The organism is Cellulomonas sp. A375-1 (assembly GCF_001040865.1).
GTDB classification, from domain to species: Bacteria; Actinomycetota; Actinomycetes; order Actinomycetales; family Cellulomonadaceae; genus Cellulomonas; species Cellulomonas gelida.
The window spans coordinates 24,634-37,606 of sequence record NZ_LFKW01000046.1 but is presented as its reverse complement, the minus strand read 5'-3'; the positions used below and the strand labels follow the sequence as shown (position 1 = coordinate 37,606).

Sequence of the window (12,973 nt, the reverse complement as noted above, 5' to 3'; positions counted from 1 at the left end):
CCGGCGGAACCTGGTCGGACGTTCGACCAGGTCGCGCCGCCCCGGACTGGGACGGTCCTCCACGACGCGACGTGCGCCGACACCCCGCCCCTCTCCGCGCCCGACGGCGTGCGCGGTGCGTCGAGCACACCCGGAGGACCGATGCCCACGCCCGCCGACCGGCACCCCGCACACCGGCACCCCGCATCCCGCCTGGCCGAGCACCGCCAGCCCGAGCACGGTCGGCCCGCGTTCGAGCGCGCCGACCGGCGTGTGTCGGGCCGCGCCCGCGCGCTGCGGGCCGCCCTCGTCCCGCTCGTCGTCGTCCCGGTGCTCGCGCTCGCGGCCTGCGCCGGCGACGCGCCCGCGTCGCCCGGGACCCCGGCCGCCAGCACACCCGCCGCGACCGCGAGCACGAACCCTCCAGCGGCGGCCTTTCCCCTCACCGTGGACAACTGCGGGACCCACGTGACGCTCGACGCACCGCCCGAGCGGATCGTCGCGATCAAGTCCTCGACGGCCGAGATGGTCGCGGCGCTCGGCGCGGCCGACCGCCTCGTCGGGACCGCCTTCAGCGACGGCCCGCCCCCGCAGGAGCTCGCCGCCGCCCTCGCCGACGTGCCCGTGATCTCCGAGAAGGTGCCCGGGCAGGAGGCGCTGCTCGCCGTCGAGCCGGACTTCGTCTACGGCGGGTGGGAGTCGAACTTCTCGGCGGACGGCGTCGGCGAGCGTGACGCGCTCGCGGGCTACGGCATCGCGACGTATGTCTCGCCGTCGGCGTGCAAGGAGCCGGGGTACCAGCCCGACCCGCTGACGTTCGACGACGTGTTCTCCGAGATCCGGGAGGCCGGGGCCGTGCTGGGCGAGCCGGCCGCGGCCGAGCAGGTCGTCGCGCAGCAGCAGAAGACGCTCGACGGCGTCGAGCCGCTCGCGGGGCAGAGCGTCGTGTGGTGGTCGTCGGGCACGGACACGCCGTTCGTCGGCGCGGGCATCGGTGCCCCGCAGATGCTGCTCAGCGCCGCGGGCCTGACGAACGTGTTCGCGGGCGTGCAGGACACCTGGACGTCGGTCGGATGGGAGGAGGTCGTCGCGGCGAACCCCGACCTGCTGGTCCTCGTCGACTCGGTGTGGAACACGGCCGAGAACAAGAAGGCGGCGCTCGCGGCCAACCCCGCGACGGCCGCCCTCGATGCGGTGAAGAACGAGCGCTACGTCGTCGTCCCGTTCGCCGCCACCGAGGCGGGCGTGCGCAACGCGGACACCGTGGCGGACCTGGTCACCCAGGTCACGGCGCTGGGAGGCTGAGCCGCCGCGTGCCCTCGAACCACCCGGGCGGCCGTGCCGCCGAGGAGCCGACGGGCCGCCGCGCCGCCGACGCCACGGCGCCGCTCACCGGTCGCCCCGCCAGGTCGAGCCGTCCCGCGCGGGACGACGACCGCGCGGCGCCCGTGCGCCGACCGTCGCTCGCGCTGCTGCTGGGTCTGGGTGGCGCCGCGCTGGTCGTGAGCCTGCTCGTCGCCGTCACGATCGGCCCCGCGGACCTCGGCGTGGGCGAGGTCGCGCGCGTCGTGGGCCACCACCTCGGCCTCGTCGGCGACGTGCCGCCGCTGCACGACGCGATCGTGTGGGACCTGCGGCTGCCGCGCGTCCTCACCGCGGCGGCCGTGGGCGCCGGGCTCGCGGCGGCCGGAGCGGTCATGCAGTCCCTCACGCGCAACCCGCTCGCCGACCCGTACCTGCTGGGGCTGTCGTCGGGCGCGTCGCTCGGGGCGGTCGCGGTGCTCGTCCTGGGCGTGGCCGTGCTCCTGCCGGTCGCGGCGTTCGTCGGCGCGATCGCCGCGCTCGTCGCGACGCTCGCGCTCGCCCGCACCGGAGGGTCCGTGACCCCCACGCGCGCGGTGCTCGCGGGGCTCGCGGTCTCCCAGCTCGCGGCGGCCGCGACGTCGTTCGTCATCTTCTGGACCGCGACGGGCGACTCCTACCGCGAGATCCTGTCGTGGCTCATGGGCTCGCTCGCGGGGACCACCTGGTCGTCGGTCGCCATCGCGGGCGGCGCGCTGCTCGTCGTCGGGAGCGTGCTCGTGGCGACGGCGACGCGGCTCGACGCGTTCACGTTCGGCGACACCGCGGCCGCCGCGCTCGGGATCGACGTCGACCGCACCCGGTGGACGCTCATGACCCTCGTCGCGCTGCTCACGGGCGCGCTCGTCGCCGTGAGCGGGGCCATCGGGTTCGTCGGACTCGTGCTGCCGCACGCGGTCTCGGTGCTGACCGGGCCGGCCCACCGTCGCCTGCTCCCGGTGGCGGCCGTCACGGGCGGTGTGTTCCTCATCTGGGCCGACACGCTCGCGCGCACGGTCTTCGCGCCGCGCGAGATCCCCGTGGGCATCGTCACCGCGCTCGTCGGCGTGCCGGTGTTCGCCCTGATCCTGCGGCGCGGCAGGGGTGCGGCGTGGAGCTGACGATCGCCGGGGTCGGCGCGCGCCTGGGCGGGCGGTGGGTGGTCGACGGGGTCGACGCGACTCCCCCGGCCGGCGCGCTGACCGGGCTCCTCGGGCCCAACGGCGCGGGCAAGACGACGCTGCTGCGGCTCGTCGCGGGGATCCTGCCGCCCGATGCGGGCGCGGTGCTGGTCGCGGACGACGAGGCGGGCGCGCAGGTCCCCGTGCACGCGCTCGACCGTCGGCACCGCGCGCGCCGCGTGGCCCTGCTCGAGCAGGAGTCCAGCGCGACCGTCCCGCTGACGGTGCGCGAGGTCGTGGCACTCGGCCGGATCCCGTTCCGCACGCTGTGGGGCTCGGACCCCGACGACGCCGCGGTCGACCGGGCCCTGGCGGCCGCGACCGCCGAGCACCTCGCCGAGCGCGCGTGGTCGACCTTGTCCGGCGGCGAGCGCCAGCGCGTGCACATCGCGCGCGCTCTCGCCCAGCAGCCCGAGCTCCTGCTGCTCGACGAGCCGACGAACCATCTCGACGTGTCCGCCCAGCTCTCGCTGCTCGCGTTCGTCCGCGACCTGGGCATCACGACCGTCGCGGCGCTGCACGACCTCAACCTCGCCGCAGCCTTCTGCAGCCACGTCCTCGTGCTGTCCGAGGGTCGCCTCGTCGCGGCGGGGCCCCCGCGCGACGTCCTGACCCCGGCGCTGCTGCGCGAGGTCTACGACGTCGACGCCGTCGTCCTCACGCACCCCCGCACGGGCCGCCCGGTGATCGCCCTGACCGACGTCGGTCAGGCGCGACCTGACGCGAGTGACACAACGACGCTCATGACACGTAACCCTTGCGCGGCTGACTAGCGGCACGAGACACACTCGCGACTCCAGCGCTGCCGTACGGCGGGACGACAGCGACATCAATACCCCCGAGGTTCAATCGGCCTCGACCGTTGATCACGAGCGGAGGGAAGATCGCTGCGTTACTAATCACAAACGGCGTGTAGGCGGTCCCTGGAGGATTCTCGGCCGTGCGATGAAACCGGATTTCGATTTTGTCATGCCATAGGATCACCGACATGCACTGGTCTCCGACCTGGTCGCCTGTAGGCGTGGCGGCCAAGTCTCGGAGAGCGTCTACGATCCGGCCTTCAAGATCGATCAGGCTGTAGTCCGAAGCCGACTGCAAGTACTCTGCGACCCTTGACCTCACGGGGTTGGCGTCCACCCCCACAGAGCAGAGGACGAGGCATCCAGGCGGCCAAGCGTCACGACTTGCCATGTCGACGGTCGTCGCAGATCCGCGGCGCCCGTCGTTCGTCATGCGCAGGCAGATCGGTCTGATCCGGCCAAGCCCGAACCTCGCTCTTCGCTGGTACGAGCGACCAGCAATCAACACACCCAGCCAGCGGTTCGGCGGCGTCTGTCTCTGAAGGTCAGTTTCGAGGCCGACCTTGATCCTGCCTACGATCTCGGGAAGCGACAGCGGCTGCTCAAGGGCGCCGATGCGCATCGACAGGCGACTGGAAAGGCCCGGAGCGACCGGCATTCCTGTGATCAACGTAGAGAGCCACTCGTCAGTTGGCTGGCCGTCGATGTGAGCGAGACCTGAGTAAGAGACGACGATATTGAAGCCCGACCCCGAAACTACGAGCGTCTTGTTTGCGAGTCGATCCCAAGGCTTCGCCGACCCGGCGACGCCCGTTGTTAGCAAGCGGTCGCCTACCGAGACAACGGCTCCACTATGCGACACAGCGGCGAAGTGCAGCGTCATTCCTCGAGTGTGACCGGACTACGGCGCGACGTACAGGACTCGGGCGAATATCACCCGGAACCTCTCTGGACCATCCCCGCCCACCAGGCGATCAGGGCCGATCTGGGTGCACCGGCATGTCGACAACGCTACGCACGCGCCAGCGGCGGCAGAGCCGACGACTCTTCGAACCCACCGGGCCGCAGGAACCGGCGTTTGAACCGCACCGCTTGCACGAGGCGCGACCCTGAAGCGCGCCGCTCGACTATCGCCGCACTCGCGTCGTGCTTGCCCGTCCTCGATGAGTCACCCGCGCAACAATGGGCCCATGACGCTCTGGATGACCGGTGACGTGTTGGCGGACCAGCTGCTCGACGACGACCCGTTCGCGCTCCTGCTCGGGATGCTGCTGGACCAGCAGTACCCGATGGAGGCCGCGTTCGCGGGGCCGGCGAAGATCCTCGACCGGCTCGGCACGCTCTCGCCCGAGGCGATCGCGCACGCCGACCCCGACGAGTTCTCGGCGCTGTGCGCCACGCCCCCGGCGGTGCACCGCTATCCCGGCTCGATGGCGGGACGCATCCAGGCCGTCGCGCGCGCGGTGGTGGAGGACTACGACGGCGACGTCACCCGGATCTGGACGCAGGACGACCCGGACGGCGCGACGGTGCTCAAGCGGCTCAAGGCCCTGCCCGGGTTCGGCGAGCAGAAGGCGCGGATCTTCCTCGCGCTGCTCGGCAAGCAGCGCGGCGTCCAGCCCGCGGGCTGGCGCGAGGCGGCGGGCTCCTACGGCGAGGACGGTTCGCGTCGCTCGATCGCGGATGTGACCGACGCGACCTCGCTGCAGCAGGTGCGCGAGACGAAGAAGGCCGCCAAGGCCGCCGCGAAGGCGCGCTGAGATGGCGCCGCGACTCGCCGCCCTCACCGTCGTCGGCGTCCTCGCTGCCACGGCCGCCCTGGGCGCGTGCGGCGCCGACGAGGACGACACCGCGGGCTACGGGCACGTCGAGGTGAGCGACCTGCCCGACGACGGCGCGGGGCACTTCACGGCGGAGCCCGCCCCGATCACCGGCCGGCTCGTGCTGCACGAGAACGGCTGCGTCAACGTCCTGGTCGACGGCGTCGAACGGCACCCGCTGTGGCCGGACGGCACGACCGTGGTCGACGAGGGCGAGGGCGGCACCGGCAACGGCCGGTACGTCGTGACCTTCTCGACGGGCGTCACGCTCCACGCCGACCCCACGGCCGGCGACTCGTTCACCGCGCAGGGGGTCGTCGACGACGCCGCAGTCCCGCTGGCGCAGTCCGACGCGCAGGGCAAGGTCGGCTCGTTGATCGTGTACTGCGAGGCGCCGGGCGAGCCGGTGGCCTTCGCCGACGCCGCGACGATCGCCCGCGTCGAGGGCTGACCCGGCTCAGCCCAGCATCGACGACTTGGCGGAGAGCACGCGCTGCCACGCCGCCTCGACCTCGGCGCGGAACTCGTCGTCGACCTGTGCCTGGTGGACGACCGCCTGCACCATCTCCGGCGCGACGTCCGGCACCTTGGACACGAGCACGAGGTCGACCCCCGCATCGATCGCGGAGATCGCCCGGTCGGCCGGTGACCACGCGTGCACCTGCTCGGCGCCGGACAGGTCGTCGGTCACGACCAGCCCGTCGAAACCCAGCTCGCCGCGCAGCAGGTCCGTGACGACCGTGGACGAGAAGGCGGCCGGGTGGTCCGGGTCGAGCTTCGCGTAGACCGCGGTCGAGACCATGACGAGCTGCGCGCCCGCGTCGATCCCGGCGCGGAACACGTCGAGCTGCTCGTCGTCTCGCGTGGTCACGTCGTCGACCACGTCCGCGGACGAGTCGGTGTCCGCGGTGACCCGCCCGAGGCCCGGGAAGTGCTTGATCGCGACCGCGACGCCGGAGTCGCGCAGGCCCGCGGAGAACGCGTTCGCGTGCGTGCTGACGGAGTCGACGGTGGTGCCGTAGTTGCGCTGCAGCGCGCCGACGGGCGGGTTGTCGGCCTGTGTCCCGGGCGGCACGAGGTCCATCACGGGTGCGAGGTCCAGGTTGACGCCGGCCGCGGCGAGCTGGGCGCCCCACCCCGCGGCACGCTCGCGCAGCTCGGCCACGTCCCACGTCGCCTGCTCGGTCGCGGCGGGGATGTCGTCGAACCCGTCGCCCCGCAGCACCTGGACCGTGCCGCCCTCCTGGTCGGTCGAGACCAGCATCGGCGTGCCGTGCGTCGTGGTCGGCCCGACGAGACCCGTGTACCGCTCGACGAGCGCGCGGACCTCGTCGATGCCGGCCGCGCTGCGGCCGTGCAGGAACAGGTTCCCCACGTGGTACTGCTCGATCGCCTCGCGGCTGACGTCGGCGGGCCCGCTGACGTCGACGCCGACCACGAAGAGCTGGCCGACCTTCTGTTCGAGCGTCCAGCCGTCGTCGGGCGTGGGCGTGGGGCTCGCCGCGGGTGCGCTCGCAGCGGGCGTCGGCGTCGAGGTGGGCGACGGCGAGGGCAGGCCCGACGAAGGCCCGGCCGACGACGCGCGCCCCTGGCCCAGCACGACCGCACCCACGCCGACGGCCACCGCGACCAACACGACCGCGACGACCAGGGCCACGCGCTCCGCGCGGCTCACGACGAGGACGGCCGCTCGCCCAGGGCGTCCTTCCAGCCCTGGGCGTACGCCTCCGCGCTGCCCTGACGGAACATGTCCTGCTCGCCGACGCGCACCAGGACGCGCGCGCCCGGCCCGTCCTCGTCGGTCACGTGCTGCGCGAGCCCGCGGACCACGGCGAGCGGCCGGCCCGCGGCCTTGCCCTTGACGAGCTCCGCGGCGGCCGCGACCTCGTCGGCCACCGCCGTCACGGTCATGGTCAGCGGACGGCCGAACGAGTCGGACTCGCCCCGCAGGTCGTCCAGGACGCGCACGCCCGCGGCGCCGATCGCGATGTCGGTGACGCCGTCGCGCCACGGCCGCCCGGCGGTGTCCGTCATGAGCACCCCCACGCGCACGCCGAACGCCGCCGCGATCCCGGCACGCAGCGCGCGGGCGCTCGCGTCGGGGTCGAGGGGCAGCAGCAGCACGGTGCCCTCGGGGGTGTTGCTCGCATCCACCCCGGCCGCAGCCATGACGAGCCCGAGCCGGTTCTCGACGATCCGCGTGACCCCCGTGGCGTGCTCGCGCGTCGCGACCACGCGCACGGTCTCCGCGGTGATCGCCTGCTCGCGGTCGTCGGCCGCGACCACGCGGCCCTCGGCCTTGGAGACGACCTTCGAGGTCAGCACCAGCAGGTCCCCGTCCGCGAGCGCGCGGTCGGGGTGCGTACGGGCGTCGTCGACGAGCAGGGCGACGAGCAGGGCGACCAGGTCGTCGCCCGGGGTGATCTCACGCAGGCCCTCGGGGGCCCACACCCGCAGCTCGTCCACGCTCACCGCACGAGCTTCGGCAGCACCTGCTCGCCGAAGGTCTCGATCCACTCGCGCTGGTTGCGCCCCACGTTGTGCAGGTAGATCCGGTCGAAGCCGAGGTCCACGTACTTCTGGATCGCGGCGCGGTGCACGTCGGGGTCGGCGGAGATCACCATGCGGCCCTCGAAGTCCTCGGGACGCACGAGCCGCGCCATCTGCTCGAGCTCGAACGGCGAGCGGATGTCCGCCTTGGGGAACTTCATGCCGCCATTGGGCCACTCGTGCATCGCGTTGGCGAGCGCCTCCTCGTCGGTCGGCGCCCACGACAGGTGCACCTGCAGGACCTTGGGCAGGTCCTCGGGGTTGCGGCCGGACTCCCGCACGCCGTCGTGGAAGCGCGAGAACAGGCCCTCGATCTTCTCGAGCGGCGCGCCGACCGTGATGAGGCCGTCCGCATGCCGACCCGCACGCTTGGCGGTGATCGGGCCCGCGGTGGCGACGAGGATCGGCGGGGCCACCTCCGGCATCGTCCACAGGCGCGTGGACTCCATCTTGTAGAACTCGCCGGAGTGCTTGACGTCCTTGCCCGCGAGGGACGCGTTGAACAGCTTCTTGATGATGTCGATGGCCTCGAACATGCGGTTGATCCGCTCGGGCGCCTCGGGCCAGTACTGGGCGGTGATGTGCTCGTTGAGCGCCTCGCCGGAGCCCAGGCCCAGCCAGTGCCGCCCCGGGTACATCGCGGCGAGCGTCGCGCTCGCCTGCGCGACCATCGCGGGGTGCCAGCGGAACGTCGGTGCGGTCACGCCGGGCCCCATGTCGCCGCTGGTCCGTTCGCCGATCGCCGTGAGCACGTTCCACACGAACGCGGCCTGGCCCTGTGCCGGGACCCACGGCTGGAAGTGGTCCGCCGCCATGACGCCCGAGAAGCCGTGCTGCTCGGCGTACGCCGACAGCGCGACCGCCTCGGTGGGGTGGAACTGCTCGAGCATCGCCGCGTAGCCGACCGTCAGGCCGGACGCCGTCACACCAGTCACGTGGTCCTCGTTCTCGTCTCGCTCGCCGTGGCGCGCGCGCAGCGCGGCCGTACCCGATCGACCTTATGCCGTGCGCCCCGGTGTGCGGCTGAGCGCGGCGGTCAGGTGCGCGCGGGTTCGCGCACCGCTGGCACCACCGGCTCCGGCATCCCGTCGCGCAGCTCGCCGTCGGACGCGGCACCGGAGCGGACCAGCGCGACCCCGACGACGACGAGCGCGGCGCCCAGTAGCTGGATCGCCAGCGGCGCCTCTCCGAGGAGCAGCCAGGCCAGGAGGACGGCGAACAGCACCTCCATGAGGGCGAGGAACGACGCGAGCCGCTCCCCGAGCAGCCGCACGGAGACCGCGCTGACGCCGTACGCGAACGCCGTGGGCACGGCGCCGACGACGAGCAGCGGGACGAACCACTCGACCTGCGCCCCGAGCATCGTGACCTGCACGCGCGGCGCGGCCACGGGCAGGATCCCGGCGAGCGCGACGAGCGTCACGGTGAGCGCCCCGACGAGCATCGCCGAACCGGCGAGGCTCACCGGCGGGAGCGCGATGGGCCGTGCGGTGAGCGCGAAGTAGGCGGCGTTGCCGATCGCCGCGACGAACGCGAAGACGAGCCCGAGCGCGTCGAGCTCGAGCGACCCGGTCACGTCGAGCACGAGCACGAGCCCGGCCATCGCGAGCGCGGCCCCGGCGAGGGTCGCGCGCGACGGGGTGCGGCGCGTGCGGAACCACGACCAGCCGAGCAGGAGCAGCGGCCCGGTGTACTCGACGAGCAGCGCGACCGCGACGGGCAGCCGGTCGACCGCGAGGAAGTAGAACGTGGACGCGCCCGCGACGCCGAGCAGGCCGAGGCCGACGACGGTGCGCCACTCGGCGCGCAGCGCGGGCCAGCGCCCCCGCAGCGCCCAGGCGGCGGGCCCGGCGAGCAGGAGCGTGCCGAGCCACAGCCGGACGAGGATCGCCGCGCCGGGCGTCCAGCCCGCGGCGAGCAGCGGCTTGACCACCGGCCCGCTCGTGGCGAACGCGAGCGCCGCGACGAGCCCGGCGACGATCCCCACGCTGCGCGCGCGCGTGCCCTGCATGACGCTCTCCCTGACGTGACGCCGACCTGCGCTCCATGTCAGGGGTCACAGGCTCCTATGCTCGTGACACTAGGACCCGACATGGTCAGGAGTCAATGTGGTCTTTGCTCGTGACACCGAGGCGAACCTCCAGGCCGCCGTCGAGCTGGTGAACAGCGACCGCCGACGCGACGGCGAGGACACGCTCGCGAGCGTCGAGCAGCTCGACGCTTTCTACCGACGCTGGGGCTACTCGGTGCGCCACGACGGCGACCTCGCCGAGCTCGCGCAGGTGCACGACGCGCGCGCCCACCTGAGCCGGCTCTGGGAGGTCGACCGCGACGAGGCGGCGGAGCTCGTCAACACGATCCTGCGCGACGCCGCGGCGGTGCCGTTCCTCACGCGCCACGACGCGCTCGACTGGCACCTGCACGCGACCGTCCCGGATGCGCCGCTCGCGACCGTCATGCTCGTCGAGACCGCCATGAGCGTGGCCGACGTCGTGCGCTCCGACGAGTACGACCGGCTGCGGCGGTGCGCGGGCGAGGACTGCACCGCAGTGCTCGTCGACCTGTCGCGCAACCGCTCACGCCGGTTCTGCGACGTCAACAACTGCGGCAACCGCGCGCACGTCGCGGCCTACCGTGCGCGGCACAGCACGGACTGACGCCACACACGTGCCCACGACCTCGGCCGGGGCGGGCGTGAGCATCGTCAGCGTGGCAGCGGGCCGCCGAGCGTCGGCAACGCAGCCGGCGTGCCCACCCAGCGCAGGTCGCCGCTCGCGGCCGGGTCGGCCAGGCACGTCGCGAGATCCACCGCCTCCCCGGCCACGCCGCCGCGCACCGACGTCGGCAGCAGCGCGGGGTCGGACACGTCCTGCGGAGCGGCCGCGACGACCGCGACCGACACCACGGTCGAGCCGCCTGACAGCGGCACGGGCAGCCCGAGCTCGTCGACGACCTCCCCCGTGACCGTCGCCGTGGCCGGCACGCCCGGCAGCACCTCGCGCACGAGGTCGACGCGCACCGAGTCCTGCGGTCCGGCGCACTGCGCGAACACCGGCACCCATCCCGCCACGACGGCCCGCTCGACCTCGGCGCCGACCGCGCGCCACGGCTCATCCGGCGACTCGCTGCGCGCCGACGCGCGCGGCCGCTCGTAGCGACCGCCACCGGGGTCCTGCGCGCTCTCGACGGTCGCGTCCACCGGCCACGACTGCGCCCGCAGCGCGTCGAGCACGTCGCCGCGGCTCAGGTCGCGCGCACAGCCCTCGAGGGCGCCGAGCACGAGCCCGGCGACGAGGACGACGGCGGCCGCTCCGACGACACCGGGCACGCGACCAGCCAGCACCCGGGCGGCGTCTCGAGACGTCATCGCGTGGCCTCGTCGACGCCCTGGACCTGCGCGAGCAGGTCGCTCGATCCGACGCTCGCTCCCCCAGGACCGCCGAGGCACTCCAGCGCGTCGAACTCGACCGGCTCGTCGGGCACGTCGAGGTTCGCACGGTTGGTGTGGTGCGGCGCGTATGCCGCCACGAGCACGCGGCGTGGCAGCGCGCGTGCGGCAGCGTCCTCGCCCTCGGGCTGCTGGGCCCCGGACTGGTCCTGCTCGACGCGCACCTCACCGACCGCCACGGCCCCGTCGGACAGCGCGCGCACCAGCTCGATCGTGACGGGCCACCCCGAGCCCGAGCCGTCACCGCAGCGCGCCGCGGCGACGACCCAGCCCTCGCGTGCTGCCGAGGTCGTCTCGGCCGCCAGCACCTGCGCGAGCGTCCCCGTCGTCGTGCGCGTCCCCCGTCCCGTGCCGGGCTCGAACTGGCGGTTCGTGCCGAACGCGTACCGGCCGACCGTCAGCGAGGTCGCCGCGAGCCACGGGTCGGCGGCCAGGTCCTGGTAGCGCCGGACGTCGACGCTCGTCGTCTGGTCGTCGGGGGCCGACGGCGTGCACGCGGCGAGCGTGCCGGCCGCGAGCGCCCCGACCACGAGGGCACTGACGAGCCTCCCGGCGCGCGCCACGCGCGCAGCGCGATCCGTCACGGCGTGACGACCGCCCACGGCTTGGGCCACCCGCCCACCGAGAACTCCCCGGCGACGAACTGCTCCTGCGTCACGACGACCCGCTGCCCGTGCCCGGGCTCGTAGAGCTCGATCGACCCGTCCGCGTGGGCGTACACCAGCACGACGTGCCGCGGGGCGGTCTCGTCCCCGACGTAGAGGATGGCCGGGTTGCCCTGGTCGGTGGACTCCACGAGCGAGCGGTACGCGTCCTGCTTGTCGTCCGACGAGGCCGGGTCGACCATGTCGACCTCGTACCGCACGCCGTCGGGCGCCATCGCGTCCAGCTCCTCGGCCGCGGCCCACGGTGACGTCCCCAGCGCCGGGATCCACGGCATCGACACGTTGTCGGGCCGCCACCCGCGATCGGGGTCGACGCGCGGGTCGTCGGTGCGGCGCTTCATCTCGGTCTCGAGGTCCTTGAACCGGTCGCCCGGCGTGCGGGAGGGGTCATCGGCCTGGCCGGTGGTCGCGTCGTAGCCGGTGAGCACGCGCAGCGCCAGAGCCGGGTCGCGCAGCATGCTCGCGTAGACGAGCGACGACGAGCCGCAGGTCGTGCCGGTCGTCTGCGTGAACGGGCCGTCGTGCCGCAGCGCGGATTGCGGGTCGAGCAGGGCGTCGGGGTCGGGCGCGCGGTTGATCCGCTGCGCGAACCGCCGGAGCGTGGCGATCGGGTGCCCCGCCGCGAGCGCGGCGAGCAGCCACGCCCGGTGCCGCTGCGACGCCGCGTCGGCCATGAGCGCGTCGAACGCGGCGCGGTCCTGCGCGGACATCGCCTCGTACGCGGCTCGTGCGCGCTCGAGGACGCCGTCGACGAGCGGCAGGCGGCCCGAGCCCGTGCCGTGCTGCCCGAGGGCATCCAGCGCGCGCATGCCGGGGGCCGCGCCGTCCGGGAACGGCATGGCGGCCTCGACCGCGGCGAGCTCGCTCGCGCACGCCTTCGCCGCCGCACCCGCGTCCCGCCAGGACTCGAGGGCGGCGTTCAGCGCCTCGCGCAGGTGCCGCACGACGTCGTCGAGCTGGTCGAGCTCCCCCGGGTGGCGCGGGATGTCGTCGCGCGCACGCCGCAACGAGCCCGCGACGTCCCCGTGCCGCCGCTGCGCGCGGGCGAGCGCCTCGGCGTGCTCCTCGAGCGCGACGGCGGCGCGCCGGGCACCCGTCGCCGCGTCGGTGAGCCGGCGGTCGAGCTCGACCGCGGTGGCGTCGAACGCGCGCGCCGCGCTGCCCGTCCAGACGCTGCGTCGGTGCACGC

At 73.9% G+C, this 12,973-nt stretch carries 14 protein-coding genes; 6 read left to right on the top strand and 8 right to left on the bottom strand.

The window, feature by feature from the left end:
- The first annotated feature begins 141 nt into the window (after positions 1-141).
- The 3 genes from CWIS_RS05595 to CWIS_RS05585 all read left to right on the top strand — a co-directional run bounded on the left by CWIS_RS05595 (position 142) and on the right by CWIS_RS05585 (position 3,274).
- On the top strand, positions 142-1,284 hold the full coding sequence (locus tag CWIS_RS05595) for a putative F420-0 ABC transporter substrate-binding protein (RefSeq protein WP_082156247.1): 1,143 nt from the start codon (positions 142-144) through the stop codon (positions 1,282-1,284).
- Between the two features lie 143 nt (positions 1,285-1,427).
- A complete protein-coding gene (locus CWIS_RS05590) occupies positions 1,428-2,441 on the top strand; it encodes a putative F420-0 ABC transporter permease subunit (RefSeq protein WP_082156246.1) in 1,014 nt (337 codons plus the stop codon).
- Entirely contained in the window at positions 2,432-3,274 is an 843-nt protein-coding gene (locus tag CWIS_RS05585) for a putative F420-0 ABC transporter ATP-binding protein (RefSeq protein WP_048342263.1), read from the top strand. Before CWIS_RS05590 ends, CWIS_RS05585 begins: the two co-directional genes overlap by 10 nt.
- On the opposite strand, the gene CWIS_RS18290 is transcribed toward CWIS_RS05585, so the two are convergent.
- Entirely contained in the window at positions 3,243-4,184 is a 942-nt protein-coding gene (locus CWIS_RS18290) for a hypothetical protein (RefSeq protein WP_156186567.1), read from the bottom strand. The genes CWIS_RS05585 and CWIS_RS18290 overlap by 32 nt on opposite strands.
- A 307-nt stretch (positions 4,185-4,491) precedes the next feature.
- Here CWIS_RS18290 and CWIS_RS05580 point away from each other — a divergent pair, with 307 nt between their 5' ends.
- The gene (locus CWIS_RS05580; RefSeq protein WP_082156242.1) at positions 4,492-5,061 is read left to right on the top strand and encodes an HhH-GPD-type base excision DNA repair protein; all 570 of its coding nucleotides are present in this window, start codon (positions 4,492-4,494) and stop codon (positions 5,059-5,061) included.
- 1 nt (position 5,062) lies between these two features.
- Complete coding sequence (locus tag CWIS_RS05575; protein ID WP_048342261.1) at positions 5,063-5,572, top strand: hypothetical protein; 510 nt, start codon at positions 5,063-5,065, stop codon at positions 5,570-5,572.
- Positions 5,573-5,578: 6 nt separating this feature from the next.
- On the opposite strand, the gene CWIS_RS05570 is transcribed toward CWIS_RS05575, so the two are convergent.
- The 4 genes from CWIS_RS05570 to CWIS_RS05555 all read right to left on the bottom strand — a co-directional run bounded on the left by CWIS_RS05570 (position 5,579) and on the right by CWIS_RS05555 (position 9,682).
- Positions 5,579-6,796, bottom strand: a complete 1,218-nt coding sequence (locus tag CWIS_RS05570; protein WP_048342260.1) for a glycoside hydrolase family 3 N-terminal domain-containing protein — start codon at positions 6,794-6,796, stop codon at positions 5,579-5,581.
- Positions 6,793-7,593 carry a coenzyme F420-0:L-glutamate ligase gene (locus CWIS_RS05565; RefSeq protein ID WP_369796490.1) on the bottom strand — a complete coding sequence of 267 codons (801 nt, stop codon included), beginning with the start codon at positions 7,591-7,593 and terminating at the stop codon, positions 6,793-6,795. Before CWIS_RS05565 ends, CWIS_RS05570 begins: the two co-directional genes overlap by 4 nt.
- Positions 7,590-8,561, bottom strand: a complete 972-nt coding sequence (locus CWIS_RS05560) for a TIGR03557 family F420-dependent LLM class oxidoreductase (RefSeq protein ID WP_048342287.1) — start codon at positions 8,559-8,561, stop codon at positions 7,590-7,592. Before CWIS_RS05560 ends, CWIS_RS05565 begins: the two co-directional genes overlap by 4 nt.
- Positions 8,562-8,707: 146 nt before the next feature.
- Positions 8,708-9,682 carry a DMT family transporter gene (locus tag CWIS_RS05555; RefSeq protein ID WP_048342258.1) on the bottom strand — a complete coding sequence of 325 codons (975 nt, stop codon included), beginning with the start codon at positions 9,680-9,682 and terminating at the stop codon, positions 8,708-8,710.
- Positions 9,683-9,779: 97 nt separating this feature from the next.
- Between CWIS_RS05555 and CWIS_RS05550 the strand changes: the two genes are divergently transcribed.
- Positions 9,780-10,328: a CGNR zinc finger domain-containing protein gene (locus tag CWIS_RS05550; RefSeq protein WP_048342257.1), complete on the top strand. Its 549-nt coding sequence runs from the start codon at positions 9,780-9,782 to the stop codon at positions 10,326-10,328.
- Between the two features lie 47 nt (positions 10,329-10,375).
- On the opposite strand, the gene CWIS_RS05545 is transcribed toward CWIS_RS05550, so the two are convergent.
- From CWIS_RS05545 to CWIS_RS05535, 3 genes are all read right to left on the bottom strand, one after another.
- On the bottom strand, positions 10,376-11,038 hold the full coding sequence (locus tag CWIS_RS05545; RefSeq protein ID WP_156186566.1) for a hypothetical protein: 663 nt from the start codon (positions 11,036-11,038) through the stop codon (positions 10,376-10,378).
- Positions 11,035-11,703: a hypothetical protein gene (locus CWIS_RS05540; RefSeq protein ID WP_156186565.1), complete on the bottom strand. Its 669-nt coding sequence runs from the start codon at positions 11,701-11,703 to the stop codon at positions 11,035-11,037. The genes CWIS_RS05545 and CWIS_RS05540 overlap by 4 nt, the downstream gene beginning before the upstream one ends.
- Positions 11,700-12,973 (bottom strand): hypothetical protein (locus CWIS_RS05535; RefSeq protein ID WP_197080771.1); only part of this gene is annotated, 1,274 nt, incomplete at its 5' end. The genes CWIS_RS05535 and CWIS_RS05540, both read right to left, overlap by 4 nt.

Bases quoted from the DNA above. Each gene is read 5' to 3' on its own strand.
- CWIS_RS05595 (WP_082156247.1), top strand. From the start codon at position 142: ATGCCCACGCCCGCCGACCGGCACCCCGCACACCGGCACCCCGCATCC.
- CWIS_RS18290 (WP_156186567.1), bottom strand. From the start codon at position 4,184: ATGACGCTGCACTTCGCCGCTGTGTCGCATAGTGGAGCCGTTGTCTCG.
- CWIS_RS05580 (WP_082156242.1), top strand. From the start codon at position 4,492: ATGACGCTCTGGATGACCGGTGACGTGTTGGCGGACCAGCTGCTCGAC.
- CWIS_RS05575 (WP_048342261.1), top strand. From the start codon at position 5,063: ATGGCGCCGCGACTCGCCGCCCTCACCGTCGTCGGCGTCCTCGCTGCC.
- CWIS_RS05560 (WP_048342287.1), bottom strand. From the start codon at position 8,561: ATGCTCGAGCAGTTCCACCCCACCGAGGCGGTCGCGCTGTCGGCGTAC.
- CWIS_RS05555 (WP_048342258.1), bottom strand. From the start codon at position 9,682: ATGCAGGGCACGCGCGCGCGCAGCGTGGGGATCGTCGCCGGGCTCGTC.
- CWIS_RS05545 (WP_156186566.1), bottom strand. From the start codon at position 11,038: ATGACGTCTCGAGACGCCGCCCGGGTGCTGGCTGGTCGCGTGCCCGGT.